Raw genomic sequence first — 14,504 nt, 5'->3', positions numbered from 1 at the left:
CAGCGGGCGGTTCAAATTGCAAAAAAAATCGGGGGTGTTCAGACTTTCAGAGTCTCGGTTGAGGCAAAGAACATGGCCTGACTTACAGCGGATTGAACCTGTTCTTCCTTGTAAGGCTTGGCGATCAAAAAGGCAGGTTCCGGCCGGTCGCCTGTCAACAGACGCTCGGGGAAGGCTGTGATGAAGATAACCGGCGTGTCGCCAAGATCCTTCATCAGATCGTTCACTGCATCAATGCCGGAAGAATTATCCGCAAGCTGGATGTCGGCAAGGATCAGGTCGGGTTTCTTCTTGTTGCCAAGCTCCACTGCCGCGCTGCGGGTGCGGGCGATGCCGGTAACTTTATGGCCAAGATCAGTGACAATTGCGCTAATGTCTGCGGCAATGATCGGTTCGTCTTCGATGATCATGATGTTGCCGGAGATACTGTCCTCCATGTCCTTGCGGGCCGTGTTGATCAGATGACGCACGTCATCGCGGGAAGTATCCATGATCAGGGCAATTTCCTGGATGGAGAATTCTTCAACCGTGGACAGCAGCAGGGCTTCGCGGGTATTCGCCCCGAGCGCGGCCAGATGTTTGAACGCTGCGCCAAGCTCGCCCGCTTCGTCCCGCGTGACGGGCGCACCGGTGCTGGCCCAAATCGCGTGAAAGCATTTAAACAGTCCCCCTTTGACGGACAGGTTGTTGTCGAAGATCGACCGATCCTGCAAAATCGCTTCCAGAGTGGCAACTGCATATTGGTCGCCACTGCTTTGCGTACCCGTCAATGCACGGGCATAGCGGCGCAAAAACGGAAGCTCGCGGGCGACCTGATCGGAGAAATCTTCATTGGAGTGCGTTTGCGACATTTTTTTTAGCCTTTTTTTCGTATTCCTTGGAACCAAACGCACACTTGCGCGTTTGGTTCCCTAGTGTGATAATATTTTTGTGCAGATGAAGCTATGGGCCTGATGAGTAGAAACGACGACAAAGAAAAAGAACGGGTAGCAACCTTGATAGACCAGAATCTGAAAACGATATACTCTGATCTGGTACAAGAGGAACTCCCCGACAGATTTAAGGATCTTCTGGCGGTGTTAAAAGCACAGGACGCCGGAAAAAAGGACAGCCAATGATGTCCACAGATCCGCGGAATGAGCTGGTAGAGCATCTGCCGGCCCTAAGGGCGTTCGCCCTGAGTCTGACCAGAAATTCGGCAACTGCGGACGATATGGTTCAGGACGCTGTTGTTAAGGCGTGGACAAATATAGATAAATTTGAACCGGGTTCAAAAATGCGGGCTTGGCTGTTCACGATCCTGCGCAACACGTATTATTCCAGCCTGCGTAAATCCAACCGCGAAGTGGCGGATGTGGATGGTGCATTCACCGAAGGGTTGTCGGTCAAGCCGGATCATGACGGCCGGATGCAGATGAGCGATTTCAAGGCCGCCTTTGAAACCCTTCCCGACGAACAACGCGAGGCACTGATTCTGGTAGGGGCCTCCGGTTTCACCTATGAAGAAGCCGCCTCTATGACGAGTGTGGCCGTTGGAACCGTAAAAAGCCGTGTTAATCGGGGTCGGGAGAAATTGACCGAATTGTTGAATCTTTCGGAGGGCGATCCAATGGAACTCACCGATTCTGCCACAATGGCGGTAATCACCAGTTCTGCGCCGGTCAAGCGTTGAGCGAGACAATAGAATCAAACCCTAAATGGTATAAGAGTCTGCGAATCCGCCTTGTGCTGATGATGTCGCTGGCTCTTTTGCCCATCGGGTTGATTGCGCTGATCCAGACAAACTCCGTTTCCACCAAGGCGCGCCAGAATGAAGAACTGGCGCTTTTGGCGTTAACAGAGCAAGCCGCATTGCAGGAGCGTCTGGTTATCCAGAGCGCGTTTGGCGCTGCGCGAGGTATGGGGGCGTTGTTATCGGACAGTTTTAACAATACCGAAGCCTGCAATCGTGCCCTGTCCAAACTGGTTGCCAGCGTGAAAGGCTATAGCTTTGCCGAGGTGGTGGACCTGTCGGGCAACAGTGTCTGTGCCTCTGGCGATCCTGCCCAACGCAAGTTTCCCTTCCCCGATATTACCAAAGTCGCTGAGGCCGGCAAGCCGGCTGTTGTCACAAAACGCAGCCTGCAATCTGATGGCACCTCTGCGGTTTTTGTCATGCAGCCCTTTTACAGCCGCGACACGCTTTCGGGTTTCATCTCCATCACGGTGCCCCACAAAGCCCTGAAAATTGAAACCGAAACCATCGCCAGCGGCCAGTTTTTCGATATTGTCACACTTAATAACAGGGGAGAGCTGCTGTCTTCCCAGAATGACTGGCAGGTGGCGAAAAAGGCTCTGCCCACAGGGTTTAACATGGATTGGCTGTCCTCTTTCGGGTCGCGGGTTTTTCTGGCCCGCAGCAGTGACGGCGTCCCGCGGACCTATACTTCGGTACCCGTTGAGAACGGTCAGATTTTTGTCGTCGGTATCTGGTCCGCCGAAGGGGAAAATGCAGAACGGTTGCTGCGCATTCTGTCCACCTCTGTCTTTCCGATCCTCATGTGGATTTTTTCGCTGACCGTTGCACTGCTGACCATCCATCGTCTGCTGACGCGTCAGATCAATTCTATCGGCCAGCAGATGCTGGAATTCGCACGCGACCGGACATCGGTGACGGATACCATCATGCCCGATATGCCGAACGAGCTGCAAACCATTCAGGATTCCTACCTGTCGATGGCCGATTCGATCCTGCGGGAAGAAGCCAAGATGGAAGACGCGATGCGGCATCAGTCGGTGCTGACCAAAGAGGTGCACCACCGCGTCAAAAACAACCTGCAATTGATCTCTTCAATCCTGAACATGCAGATCCGCGCCGCACGACATGACGAAACAAAATTCATGCTACGCCGCATTCAGGACCGCGTGCTCAGCCTCGCCACCATCCACCGCGACCTGTATCAAAGCGGTACGAGGGGGCAGGTCAATGTGGGTGAGCTGGTCCGCGAAGTGATCGAGAAAACCGTCCAGATCGGCTCGGAACAGAGCATAGATATTGACGTAAGGCTCGATGTCGAAGACGTCATGCTGTTTCCGGATCAAGCCGTTCCAATGTCCCTTCTGGTGGCCGAAGCCGCAACGAACGCCCTGAAATACGTCGGCGCTCCCGAAGGCCAAAAGCCTTGGATCTCTGTGGAGTTCAAAAAGCTGGATGGCGGCAAAAGATGCTGCCTAGAGTTGAAAAACTCAACCGGCGAGAAGAGAGATGTGGAGAGCACCGGACTCGGAGCCAAACTCATCTCCGCCTTCGCGATCCAGCTCGATGCGGAAATTGACATTACCGAAGAAGAAAACACCTACGCCATGCTGGTAAACTTCGACATCGCCATGTTCGAACCCGAATCCGCAGATTTCTAGACATAGCTGACTGCTTGCGCAGTTGAGAATTGCGATGGGGGGTGATGGTGCTGCTGGAGAGAAAGGAATTACTATATCTTGGTGTTCCGTGGTATAGTCCAAAAGTCTAAATACCCCTATTTTACACGCTAAAACCATTCCACCCTATTCCATGGCAACCCATGGCATACTATATGTTGAGGGTGGATAAAAAGGTGGATACGTTTTGGCACGTCAGATTGACCGACTTTCAGCACAGAGTTTGAAATCCATTTCTGCGGGGAAGTACGCGGACGGGAACGGGCTTTGGTTTCACAAGCGGCCCAATGGCGGGGCACAGTGGGTCTTGCGCATAAACGTCCACGGGCGGCGGCGTGAAATGGGGCTTGGTGGCTACCCCAATATTACCCTAAGGGATGCGCGGCAAATGGCGCGGGATAAACGCGCATTGGTAGCGCTGGGCTTGGACCCGATCAAGGAACGGGAAAAGCAGAAACGGGATGCGGCGCGGAACATTCATCTGCTGCGCGATATTGCCTTGGATGCCTTTGAAAGCCGCAAAGCCGAATTGAAGGGCGATGGCGTGAACGGGCGCTGGTTCTCCCCTCTTGAAATTCACGTCCTGCCCAAGCTGGGCGCGGTTCCGGTCTCGGATATTGACCAGAAGGATATTCGCGACACGCTGGCCCCGATCTGGCATGACAAGGCACATACTGCAAAGAAGGCGCTTAACCGTCTGAACATCTGTCTGCGCCATGCGGCGGCGCTGGGCTTGGAAGTTGATTTGCAAGCGACTGAAAAGGCTAAGGCGCTGCTGGGCAAGCAACGGCACAAGACGCAGCACATTCCCGCAATCCCGTGGCAGCAAATGCCTGACTTCTATCAAAGCCTGAACGGGGGCAGCATAACGGAACTGGCGATGCGCCTTTTGATTTTAACGGCTGTCCGGTCCAAGCCATTGCGCTTTATCCGCTTGGACGAAATTGAGGGCGATATTTGGACTATCCCCAGTGAAGCCGTGAAGGGCCGCAAGGACGCAACAAGCGCGTTCAGGGTTCCGCTATCCCAAGAGGCGCTGGCCGTGATCGAGCAAGCCAAACCATTCGCGCGGGACGGCTACCTTTTCCCAAGTATCCGCAAAGGCGTCATTTCAGATGCAACCATGAGCCGCTTCATGGAACGGCGCGGCATGGTGGAGCGCCCCCACGGGTTCCGGTCCAGTTTCAGGGATTGGACCGCAGAAGCGACAAATACGCCCCGTGACGTGGCAGAAACCTGTCTGGGGCATGTGTCGGGCGGCGTTGTGGAAAGGGCGTATAAGCGGACGGATTTTTTGGAGCAGAGGAGGGCGCTTATGGAGCGGTGGGGAACACTAATTTCAAATAAAAACTGTCAAATTATCAAATTGAGCGTGTGAATTGAAAAAGAAACTTACACCAACCCACAGAGAGAACCTGTCCCAAATATTGGAGCGCGTCGAAGTGCTGAGGCAAGCCAATTATAGAGATGAAAAATCGCTATTGGGAAGGTGCGAAGTTCGTTTCCAGAATGGCGATATGTTTGCCCTACACGAAGCGATATTGCATTGCGAAAGGGGGGCTTTACCCCTACCATTATGGTTATCTACTGCATTGAAAGATTTTATAGTGGATGGCCTCACTGGCGGACTTAAAGGGTCTAGGGGACGTAGCAAATCGCCCTTGGGGCTTTCCGCTAAAGCATTCAAGCAGGAACTGCACTTCAGATTGGTGGAACGTGTCTTGGAGGTCGCGGAGGGAATTGCTTGGGCGCGGGAAATTTCCGAATTGGTAGGTAGAGAGGTACAAAGTGACATGGGATCGCTGCCATCGGGTATTCGGGAGAAATTAGTTTCGATGGGAGACGGTACGCCCTTAAAGAGGCTCGAGCCTACCAAATCCGCAGCGTATGAAATTGCATCACTAGTGCTGAGAGGCACTTTCGCCCAAGCGGAGGCGCGAACCATTCGAAGTTCTCACAAGGCATTCATTAAAAAATTCCGGACCCCGGAATCTAATATCCATTGGGCCGCTGATGTATTTTCAGAGATTGACCCAGAAACACTAGAGGCGTTTGGACTGCAGATCGAGTTGGATGAGCTTGAAATGTCCGCTTATATGTCGGGGCAAGAATTGATTGAATTTCGTGATGGCCTACTGGCATCAAAGCGCGATTGTGAAGTTATACCTTGTGAAAAGTGCGGCGGACTAATCGAGAAGTACGTATTGGAAAAGCCTGTAACGCAGTGTAGCGAATGCACAAGCAGTTCACTGAATGGCAGAAAAAAGACGGTTATTATGTAATTGGCGTGACGATACGATTGGTTACTTTGGAGCTTAGCAGCAATCAAAGGAACACCAATGCGCTATCTTTCCTTCCGCGACTTACAAGCTAAACTCGGTGGCCGTGGTCGCACCACAATTTACCGCGATGTTGAAACGGGCCGTTTGCCCAAGCCGTTCAAGATAGGTTCACGCCTGTATTGGAACGAAGCCGACATCGACACGGCGATTGAATCCCAGAACCAATAAAAAACCCCACCGCTTCACGCGGATAACCGCGCTGGCAAGTGGGGCCATTCCTGTAGGACGGAATACAATGACCTTACACGCCCAGCGCCCCCTTAGACAAGGAGGCCTATAATGGCTCAACCTTCTTTTTACTCTCAACACACCAAAATTTTCTGGGCTTGCAAATCACTGCTGGCAGGCCGGAAAATCTCAACCGGAATTGAAATTCGGGAAAGCCAAGGCTGGCGCTTGGGCGCTATTGTCCATCGGCTGCGAACCGAGTTCGGATGGCCTATCGAAATGGAGCGCGGCGCTGGGCGTGTTGCCTATTACTCGCTGGCGGCGGACACAGACAAATCCAAGCTGCGCTTGCCACCGTCTGCAAAGGCGCTGGCAGCATCGGAGGTGCAGCAATGAAAGCCCATCGCATCGCCCGCCTACGCCGCCGTTATGGTCTGACCCCGACACAAGCCCGTCTGATAGACCGCTTGGCCTATGGAGGCGTTTAGGATGCCCCGGACATACCGACTGAAGTGCATGGCGGGCCGTTGGCATGTCATGGCCATGAAACCCGCTACAGACGCCCCAGAAACGGGCTGGCTGTCTCTGGGGGGCTGTGCCGATCCCGTCACCGCAACCCGCGTCTATCTGGCGTTGAAAAGAAGAAAGGACCGCCGATGAGCCGCAAGCAATTCAATCGCGGCAAAAGGGGGGCTGGGCGTCACGTCCAGCTTCCTGAGTGGCTGCAAGCCTCCCCTGCATGGGCAACGCTGAAGCCGGGGCCAAGGGCGCTCTACACCGAATTAAAACGGCGATTTAACGGGGTGAACAACGGACAGATAATCCTAAGTCACCGCGATGCGGCGTTAGCGCTGAACGTCCACCGCAACACTGTCGGGCCGTGGTTTCAGGAATTGCAGGAACGGGGCTTTATCGAAATGGTACAAGCGCCCCACCTTGGACCGTCCGGCTATGGCAAGGCGGCGGTGTGGTCATTGCAGGAATTGCCCAGCGCGAACGGGCGTCCAGCGCCTAAGGCGTTCATGGGGTGGAGGCCAAAGGAAAAGCCCCGCACAAAAAGCCAGCACAGGTGTCACAAAAAACAGGACAGTTGCGGGCTAGATGAAACTAGTAGTCGGGGTACTGGCACAAAATCTGTGACGCTTTGAACGGTTTTTCCGAGTGAAGCGCCACAAAAAACAGGACATATATACATCTAGCCATAGGCAATGGATTGTTAACGAGACCAATACACGCGTGTGGGGGGCTTAGAAAGTCTTGGCGCGGTTCGATTGGGGACCGACATTCAGACCGAAATGCGCCCACCCACAAATCAGGGAATTTGCGGCAAACATACCATCAGGTTCGCCTTGGTTCTTGGGTGTTCTGAAACCTTAACAAACCTTAACAAGGTTCTAAGCAATTGCGGTCCACGGCTTTCCTGCCAGAAGTTCACGCGCCGCGATTTATTTCTCGCTTCGCGACATCGCCAACAGCAGAAATCGGAGTGAGAATTGCCACTTCGTTGAAGAGCGTTGCATCCTCGCTGCTTAGCTTTTCGCGAACAACTCCGTAGCCTGTGCTGTTGAAAAAGTTTGGACTTCCTTCACGGAGAGCATCCGAAAATGCGACATAAGCAGAATTTACTGAGCCTGCATATGGGCTTATTGGTTTGAATAACAAGTTTTGAGGCCCAATAACTGCAACGTCAAACTTTCGATTTTTTCCGCTATGACCACGCACAAGAAAATCCGTGGCGATCTTATTGGGTTTTACAAATTTAGATAATGCTAAGACAATTTCCGGCACTAAATCGTTAGCATTTTTCTGCTCCGCATGAGCGTAAGCTAAGTTTGCTGCCATAGCGGAGGCATTAGAAACAGCAAGAATAGCATTCTCTAACCAGTCCCCACTATCTACCTTTAGTGATAGCACGCCATTCTTTTCGGTTAGATGATATTTTTTCTTGGCTGTGTTCAGGGCGCTGGTCAGGGATTGGGGGCTAAGACCTTGACGAATAACACTTTCAGTTGCGCCACCGCTATCTGAAACACGAAAGCCGTCCCCCCAAGCCGAGATAGTCACGAATACAGGGGCAAATGAGGGGTATAAACAGTGTGTTTTGAATACATTTCCTTCCGGACCTTCAGTGCAGCTATCAAGACGACTGGTCAATTTTCGTAATATTAAGCAATCCATTTGCGCCTCCTTAGTTGAAGAACCTACCCTGCTCGGGTAGATAGACAACCCTTTGCTCGCTGTTCATTGTTATATTCAACTCGTGTGCGACATACGCGATTACATGTTCTAATTCTGTGAGTTTTTGTTCAACGGGTTCTCGACATGGCAAGGTCTTGTCCCATTTTTGTGCGATGTGGTCTTTGTTGGCATACCATGGGTGGGAATGAGTGCCTCTAACGTAGTTTGGTAAATTCAATGCGGCGGCCCACGGCGGATTAAGTTTTTCCTCGGTAGCAGGAACTACATCGAAACGATAGACTGGATGGCCTCGGACGATGAGGGCAACCGTCGGCCTATCCAAAGAGGGTTTTAGGCTCACGACTAGGTGGGACTGTAGGCTTACACCGAGTGTATCAACTATATTCCATCTGAACTGCTGTGTTCCAAGATAGCCCTCTCCCCAGTCTGGATGAAGCCCATCTAGAAACTTGTCGCTACTAAAAAAATTTTCGATGTCTGCAATTGTCGGGTTCGCCATAATGAGCCCATACAGCCCCCAAATATATCGAGAGTCAATTTAATAAGCGGATATGATAATTAGAGAAGAACTGGTTTTCCTCTCAATTCTGACATCAATAAATTTAAGAACAGACGCTGACGGGCGTGGGTTTAGTTTGAGCATTTGAATTCCTCTCCTTCCCCTCAATAGCTCAACGGGCTTGAAAAACATTCAACCTTTAAAAACCTTATAAAACCTGACATTTCGAGCGCCGATTTAAGCGGTGCGAATTCAACATTCGTCAACAGGCCTCTAAGCAATTGTGGTGACGTCTGACAGCCAGCTCGGTTGCTGAAGGCAGGCCGTTCGCGGCAATTTTACAACTGCGCACAAAAGTGTTTTTTTGGGCGAGATACAAAAGGCTTAGGGTGGATAAAAGGGTGGATGCGGAAACCAGACAGCTCTGAAATCCATTCAAAAACAACAATTTAGGTTGATTTAGTGGTGCTGCTGGAGAGAATTGAACTCTCGACCTCTCCCTTACCAAGGGAGTGCTCTACCTCTGAGCTACAGCAGCATGCTGTGATTTGCGGGGTTTTAGCCGAAATTTTCGGGAACGCAAGGCCAAACTGGACGGGTTTGTCAGTCTGATGTACAGAGTGGCTATGGGCAAGACAGATGCAGAGAACCGGGAACAGCTTTCCCCCAAGGAACGCGCCGCCGCAGAGCGGGCAGAGCGGTTGCGCAAGCAATTGCGTGACAACCTGCAAAGGCGTAAGCAGCAGAGCCGGGCGCGCAAGGCCGACGCGGCACCAGATAACAACGAATAGCGCAGAGGGCAGCGTATCATGGACAGTATTATCGTAACGGGCAACGGGCCTGTGAACGGAGAAATTCCCATTGCAGGCGCGAAAAATGCCTGTCTGACGCTGATGCCGGCGACCTTGCTGAGCGAGGAGCCGCTGACGCTGACCAATGCGCCGCGTCTGTCGGACATCAAGACGATGGCGGAGCTTCTGGCCTCTTTGGGGACCGAAGTAGCCGGATTGCAGGACGGGACGGTTCAGGCGCTTGGCACCAAGGAAATCAGCAACCACGTTGCCCACTACGATATTGTGCGCAAGATGCGGGCCTCCAATCTGGTGCTCGGCCCGATGCTGGCGCGTCTGGGCCATGCGGTGGTGTCCCTGCCGGGGGGCTGTGCCATTGGCGCGCGTCCAATGGATATTCACACCGAAGCGCTAGAGAAAATGGGCGCGCAGATCGAACTGAAAGATGGCTATCTCCACGCCAAGACCAATGGCGGGTTGAAAGGGGCGGTGATTCCCTTGCGCTTTGCCTCGGTCGGGGCGACGGAAAATATCCTGATGGCGGCGACACTGGCCAAAGGCACCACTGTGATCGAGAACGCGGCGAAAGAGCCCGAGATCGTGGATCTGGCCCAGTGCCTGCGCAAGATGGGGGCACAGATTGAAGGCGAAGGCACCAGCCGGATCGAGATTCAGGGCGTGGACCGTCTGCACGGCGCCACCCATCCGGTTGTGACCGACCGGATCGAACTGGGGACCTATATGCTTGCCCCTGCAATTGCCGGCGGTGAGGTGGAATTGCTGGGCGGGCGGCGTGATCTGCTGGGCGCTTTCTGCGACAAGCTGGAAGAAGCGGATATTTCGATCGAGGAAACGGAAAAGGGTCTGAAGGTCAGGAACAAAGGGGCGCGGGTGAAGTCGGTCGATGTAAAGACCGAGATTTTCCCCGGTTTCCCCACTGACTTGCAGGCGCAGATGATGGCCTTGCTGTGCACGGCAGAGGGCACTTCGGTTCTGGAAGAAACCATTTTTGAAAACCGCTTCATGCATGCCCCCGAACTGGTCCGGATGGGCGCGAATATTGACGTTCATGGCGGGATCGCAACTGTAAAAGGCGTTGACCGCCTGAAAGGTGCGCCGGTTATGGCCACGGATTTGCGGGCGTCTGTTTCGATGATCCTTGCGGGTCTGGCAGCGGAGGGGGAGACCATTGTCAGCCGGGTCTACCATCTGGATCGCGGATATGAAAAAGTGGTGCGCAAGTTCAGCGCCGTGGGTGCCAAGATCGAAAGGGTGAAAGCCTGATGGTTCAGGATGCGAAATTTGAGGACGGTGCAGAGCAACCGCTGCGCCTGCGGGCCGAAGACGCTGACGATCTGGTGGCGCTGTCGGCCATGTTGCAGGACGCCGTGCTGCCGGTATCCGAAATGGACTGGCAGGCTGGCCAGCGGCGGTTCGGGCTTTTGGCGAACCGGTTCCGCTGGGAAGACGCCGAGGCCGCGCAGGTTGCACGCCGCAGCGTAGAGCGGGTGCAGGCGGTTCTGGTGGTGGATAGTGTGCTAAAGGTGCGCAGTTCGGGACTGGATATATCCGATAAGGATCAGGTGATTTCCCTGTTGTCCGTGACCTTTGAACCTGCCGATGACGGCGCGGGCACTATCCTGCTGACCTTGGCGGGGGACGGTGCGATTGCGCTGGATGTGGAATGCGTCGACGTAACCCTCAAGGACGTGACGCGTCCCTATGTGGCGCCCTCTGGCAAAACCCCGACCCATCCTTCTTGAGCCTGACCGCCCGTAAGGGTAAGAGCGCGGCAGGAGAATTTGCCAATGCCCTTGTTTCTAGACACGACCTCCCCGAATTTTGACGCTGATTTTGACAATCTGCTGCATCTGAAACGTGACACGGATGTGCAGGTGGATGCGGTTGTTGCCGATATTCTGGCAGATGTTCAGGCCCGCGGTGATGAGGCCGTGATCGAACTGACGGCGAAATTCGACGGGATGGATTTGACGCCGGAAACTCTGGCGTTTTCCAAGGCGGAAATTGATGCGGCGATTGAAACCGTGCCCGCGGCAGAACGCGTGGCGCTGGAACTGGCCGCAGAACGGATACGGGCCTATCACGAAAAGCAACTGCCCGAGGACGCGTGGTGGCAGGACGATAGCGGTGCACAGCTCGGCTGGCGCTGGAGCGCGGTAGAGGCAGCGGGACTTTATGTGCCGGGTGGTCTGGCGTCCTATCCGTCCAGCGTGCTGATGAATGCGATACCGGCTTCTGTGGCCGGTGTGGAAAATCTGGTGATTTGTGCGCCAACCCCCAAAGGCGCGGTCAATCCGCTGGTGCTGCTGGCGGCGCGTTTGGCTGGCGTGGAAACGGTCTACCGGATCGGCGGGGCACAGGCCGTTGGCGCGATGGCTTATGGTACGCAGACGATTGCTAAGGTGGACAAGATCACCGGACCGGGAAATGCCTTTGTCGCGGCGGCCAAGCGACGGGTGTTCGGGGCGGTGGGCATCGACATGATCGCTGGCCCATCCGAGATTCTGGTGATTGCCGATAAGGACAACAACCCCGACTGGATCGCGATGGACCTGCTGTCACAGGCGGAACACGATGAAAGCGCCCAGTCGATCCTGATCACCGACGATGCGGATTTCGCGCGGGCTGTTACAGCTTCGGTGGAGAAGGCGCTCAAAACGCTGGAACGCCGCGAGATCGCCGCGAAGAGCTGGGCTGACTACGGCGCGGTTATCGTGACTTCTGATCTGGATCAGGCGGCTAAACTGTCAGACCGGATCGCACCGGAGCATCTGGAACTTTGTGTTGTGGATGCCGCCAATTACAGCCGCAAAATCCGCCACGCAGGGGCGATTTTCATCGGGGCATGGACGCCCGAAGCAATCGGTGATTACGTGGGCGGGCCGAACCATGTGTTGCCAACTTCCCGCTCTGCACGGTTTTCCAGCGGGTTGTCCGTTCTGGATTTCATGAAGCGGACCACATTGGCGCAGATGACTCCGGCAGCTTTGCGGGCCATTGGACCAGCGGCCGAGACACTGGCCACATCGGAAAGCCTGCAAGCCCACGGTCTGTCCGTTCGGGCGCGGCTGGATCAATTGAACGAGGACGACAATGGATGATCTCTCAAAGCTGATCCATATAGAACTGGATGACAGCGGCCTACCAGCCCCCACCCCCGAGGTGGAACGGGAACGAAAGGTCGCGCTGTTCGATCTGATGGAAGAAAATGTCTTTGGTCTGGTATCGCGCAACGGCAAAGAGGTTCCTGCGGGACCGTACCAATTGTTCCTGTCGATCAAGGACCGCCGCGTTGTGTGCGATGTGCGGACCGAAGACGGGTCTCCTGCCTCGGAATTTCATCTGTCGGTTTCACCCTTGAAGCAGGTGATCAAGGACTACTTCCAGATTTGCGAGAGCTATTTTGATGCGGTGAAGAAACTGCCCCCTGCCCAGATAGAGGCCATCGACATGGGGCGGCGGGGTATTCACGATGAAGGGTCGCGCCAGTTGCTGGAACGGCTGGAGGGTAAAATCCGCACCGATATGCCAACAGCACGGCGGTTGTTTACCCTGATCTGCGTCCTGCATATGCGCGGCTAATCGGAAATGGAACTGACCCGTCCCTCTTCTGTGCTGTTTTGCTGTGACCACAACTCTATCCGGTCCCCGATGGCCGAAGGGTTGCTGAAACAGGCGGTCGGGACATCCATTTTTGTACAATCCGCAGGCGTGAAGGGCGATATGGAAATCGACGGGTTTGCAATCACGGTTTGCCGCGAGTTGGGGGTAGAGCTGTCCCGCCACCGGACCCGATCCTTTGATGATCTGATGGAATGGGGGGACGATCTGGACAGTTATGATCTGATCGTGGCGCTCTCCCCCGCGGCGCAGCGGCGTGCGCTTGAATATACGCGGTATTACGCGCTTGAGGTAGAATACTGGCAGACAATGGACCCGAGCGGTTTTGGCGACAGCCGCGAGGCAAAGCTGGACCGCTACCGCGCAGTGCGGGACCAGCTCGCGGAGCGTATCCGCAAAAGATTCCCGACAGACACCGCGTAAGCAATTAGCGTTTGTTGCGCAAAAACGGCGAGATATTCATGGCGCCCGGACTCTGGTTGCGCTGGCGTGTGCGCAGTACCGGAGTGTTGGTGGACCGCCCGCGGCTTTCCCGCCAGACGATGTAAATCCCGCTCAGGATAATCAGGGCGGTGCCGATCAGGGTCGGCGTGTCGAGCGTTTCGTTAAACAGCGTATAGCCGAAGATTGTGGCCCAGATGATCTGGGAATATTGCATCGGCGCGACCACTGCGGCCTCTCCTGCGCGGTAGGCGGCAATCAGGAACAGCCCCGCCACAAACGCACAGATCGCGATCAGCCCGACCAGTCCCAGATCAAGGATCGGCATCGGTTTATACACAAAGCCGAGCGCCGCGCCCATCACCAGAAAATTGGTAGCCAGCGGATAGAGCATCAAAACAACGGTGCGTTCCTGTCGCCCGATCCGGCGCACAACCACCGAGGCAAAGGACGAGAACACCGCAGCCAGAATACCCGCCAGATGCCCGAGTTCCAGTTCCGCACTCCCCGGTCGCAGCACGATCAGAACCCCGGCAAGCCCGAAAACGACCGCGCCCCAGCGATGCAGACCCACCTTCTCGCCAAGGATCGGTACGGACAACACCGTGATCAGCAGAGGCATGGAGAACAGCAGCGCATAGACTTGTGACAGGGGGAGGTTGGAAAAGGCGTAGAACACGCACAGCGCGGCAAAAACAGAGGCCAGCGTGCGCGCCGCCACCCACCACGGATTAACCGGACGCAGGTTGCCCTCGGTCGGGTCGCGCATCAGCATAGCCGTGGCCAGCGGAAAGGACATCAGCGAAGAGAAGAAGATCAGCTGCACAGGGGAATAACTGCCGCCAAGGAACTTTACGATCAGGTCGTGGGTGGCAAAAAATGCAAATGCCAGAAGGGCAAAGAGGATACTGCGCAGGGCCATTGATAGACTGCTTTGGTCAGGGTCTTGATGTTGCGGGCATCTTTGACCATTCCCGCCGCTTTAGCAAATCGAAACAGGGCCGGCAG

Annotated in this window: 18 protein-coding genes and 1 tRNA gene; 14 read left to right on the top strand and 5 right to left on the bottom strand. The window is 54.7% G+C overall.

All coding sequences use genetic code 11. The features are described 5' to 3' along the window. Positions 1-38: 38 nt before the first annotated feature. Positions 39-851 (bottom strand): response regulator, encoded by an 813-nt coding sequence (locus BFV97_RS00650; protein ID WP_069298392.1) that lies wholly within the window; start codon positions 849-851, stop codon positions 39-41. 93 nt (positions 852-944) lie between these two features. Here BFV97_RS00650 and BFV97_RS19125 point away from each other — a divergent pair, with 93 nt between their 5' ends. The 8 genes from BFV97_RS19125 (at position 945) to BFV97_RS00615 (ending at position 7,072) form a co-directional block, all read left to right on the top strand. Then, positions 945-1,118, top strand: coding sequence for a NepR family anti-sigma factor (locus tag BFV97_RS19125; protein ID WP_157888247.1), 174 nt, complete (start codon positions 945-947; stop codon positions 1,116-1,118). Beyond that, complete coding sequence (locus tag BFV97_RS00645) at positions 1,118-1,672, top strand: RNA polymerase sigma factor (protein WP_425412249.1); 555 nt, start codon at positions 1,118-1,120, stop codon at positions 1,670-1,672. Before BFV97_RS19125 ends, BFV97_RS00645 begins: the two co-directional genes overlap by 1 nt. Then, positions 1,669-3,396: a sensor histidine kinase gene (locus tag BFV97_RS00640; RefSeq protein WP_157888246.1), complete on the top strand. Its 1,728-nt coding sequence runs from the start codon at positions 1,669-1,671 to the stop codon at positions 3,394-3,396. The genes BFV97_RS00645 and BFV97_RS00640 overlap by 4 nt, the downstream gene beginning before the upstream one ends. 205 nt (positions 3,397-3,601) lie before the next feature. Further along, the gene (locus BFV97_RS00635; RefSeq protein ID WP_083225435.1) at positions 3,602-4,792 is read left to right on the top strand and encodes a tyrosine-type recombinase/integrase; all 1,191 of its coding nucleotides are present in this window, start codon (positions 3,602-3,604) and stop codon (positions 4,790-4,792) included. Between the two features lies 1 nt (position 4,793). After that, positions 4,794-5,696 (top strand): hypothetical protein, encoded by a 903-nt coding sequence (locus BFV97_RS00630; RefSeq protein WP_157888245.1) that lies wholly within the window; start codon positions 4,794-4,796, stop codon positions 5,694-5,696. A 57-nt stretch (positions 5,697-5,753) separates the two neighbouring features. Beyond that, on the top strand, positions 5,754-5,924 hold the full coding sequence (locus BFV97_RS00625) for a helix-turn-helix transcriptional regulator (RefSeq protein ID WP_069298387.1): 171 nt from the start codon (positions 5,754-5,756) through the stop codon (positions 5,922-5,924). 111 nt (positions 5,925-6,035) lie between these two features. Continuing rightward, a complete protein-coding gene (locus tag BFV97_RS00620; RefSeq protein ID WP_069298386.1) occupies positions 6,036-6,320 on the top strand; it encodes a hypothetical protein in 285 nt (94 codons plus the stop codon). Positions 6,321-6,580: 260 nt separating this feature from the next. Beyond that, positions 6,581-7,072, top strand: a complete 492-nt coding sequence (locus BFV97_RS00615; RefSeq protein ID WP_069298385.1) for a hypothetical protein — start codon at positions 6,581-6,583, stop codon at positions 7,070-7,072. 283 nt (positions 7,073-7,355) lie between these two features. Here BFV97_RS00615 and BFV97_RS00610 read toward each other — a convergent pair whose 3' ends face one another. From BFV97_RS00610 to BFV97_RS00600, 3 genes are all read right to left on the bottom strand, one after another. Beyond that, entirely contained in the window at positions 7,356-8,102 is a 747-nt protein-coding gene (locus BFV97_RS00610; RefSeq protein ID WP_069298384.1) for a hypothetical protein, read from the bottom strand. A 10-nt stretch (positions 8,103-8,112) separates the two neighbouring features. Next, positions 8,113-8,622 carry a hypothetical protein gene (locus tag BFV97_RS00605; RefSeq protein WP_069298383.1) on the bottom strand — a complete coding sequence of 170 codons (510 nt, stop codon included), beginning with the start codon at positions 8,620-8,622 and terminating at the stop codon, positions 8,113-8,115. A 463-nt stretch (positions 8,623-9,085) separates the two neighbouring features. Then, positions 9,086-9,160, bottom strand: a tRNA-Thr gene (locus BFV97_RS00600). Between the two features lie 88 nt (positions 9,161-9,248). Here BFV97_RS00600 and BFV97_RS18860 point away from each other — a divergent pair. From BFV97_RS18860 to BFV97_RS00575, 6 genes are read left to right on the top strand one after another with little or no spacing between them, the layout of a single operon-like run. Further along, positions 9,249-9,413, top strand: coding sequence for a hypothetical protein (locus BFV97_RS18860; RefSeq protein ID WP_172827890.1), 165 nt, complete (start codon positions 9,249-9,251; stop codon positions 9,411-9,413). Positions 9,414-9,431: 18 nt separating this feature from the next. Beyond that, positions 9,432-10,697 carry a UDP-N-acetylglucosamine 1-carboxyvinyltransferase gene (gene murA / locus BFV97_RS00595; protein ID WP_069298382.1) on the top strand — a complete coding sequence of 422 codons (1,266 nt, stop codon included), beginning with the start codon at positions 9,432-9,434 and terminating at the stop codon, positions 10,695-10,697. Further along, positions 10,697-11,176 (top strand): DUF2948 family protein, encoded by a 480-nt coding sequence (locus BFV97_RS00590; protein WP_069298381.1) that lies wholly within the window; start codon positions 10,697-10,699, stop codon positions 11,174-11,176. The genes murA and BFV97_RS00590 overlap by 1 nt, the downstream gene beginning before the upstream one ends. Positions 11,177-11,221: 45 nt before the next feature. After that, positions 11,222-12,535: a histidinol dehydrogenase gene (hisD, locus tag BFV97_RS00585; protein ID WP_069298380.1), complete on the top strand. Its 1,314-nt coding sequence runs from the start codon at positions 11,222-11,224 to the stop codon at positions 12,533-12,535. Next, on the top strand, positions 12,528-13,016 hold the full coding sequence (locus BFV97_RS00580; RefSeq protein ID WP_069298379.1) for a UPF0262 family protein: 489 nt from the start codon (positions 12,528-12,530) through the stop codon (positions 13,014-13,016). Before hisD ends, BFV97_RS00580 begins: the two co-directional genes overlap by 8 nt. Before the next feature lie 6 nt (positions 13,017-13,022). Continuing rightward, the gene (locus BFV97_RS00575) at positions 13,023-13,478 is read left to right on the top strand and encodes an arsenate-mycothiol transferase ArsC (RefSeq protein WP_069298378.1); all 456 of its coding nucleotides are present in this window, start codon (positions 13,023-13,025) and stop codon (positions 13,476-13,478) included. 4 nt (positions 13,479-13,482) lie between these two features. Here the strand turns inward: BFV97_RS00575 and BFV97_RS00570 are convergent, their stop codons facing one another. Further along, positions 13,483-14,418, bottom strand: a complete 936-nt coding sequence (locus tag BFV97_RS00570; RefSeq protein ID WP_069298377.1) for a DMT family transporter — start codon at positions 14,416-14,418, stop codon at positions 13,483-13,485. Positions 14,419-14,504: the final 86 nt, after the last annotated feature.

Source organism: Neptunicoccus sediminis, assembly GCF_001719615.1.
Lineage (GTDB): Bacteria > Pseudomonadota > Alphaproteobacteria > Rhodobacterales > Rhodobacteraceae > Amylibacter > Amylibacter sediminis.
The sequence above is the reverse complement of the archived record's forward strand: the minus strand, read 5'-3'. Positions and strand labels throughout refer to the sequence as shown.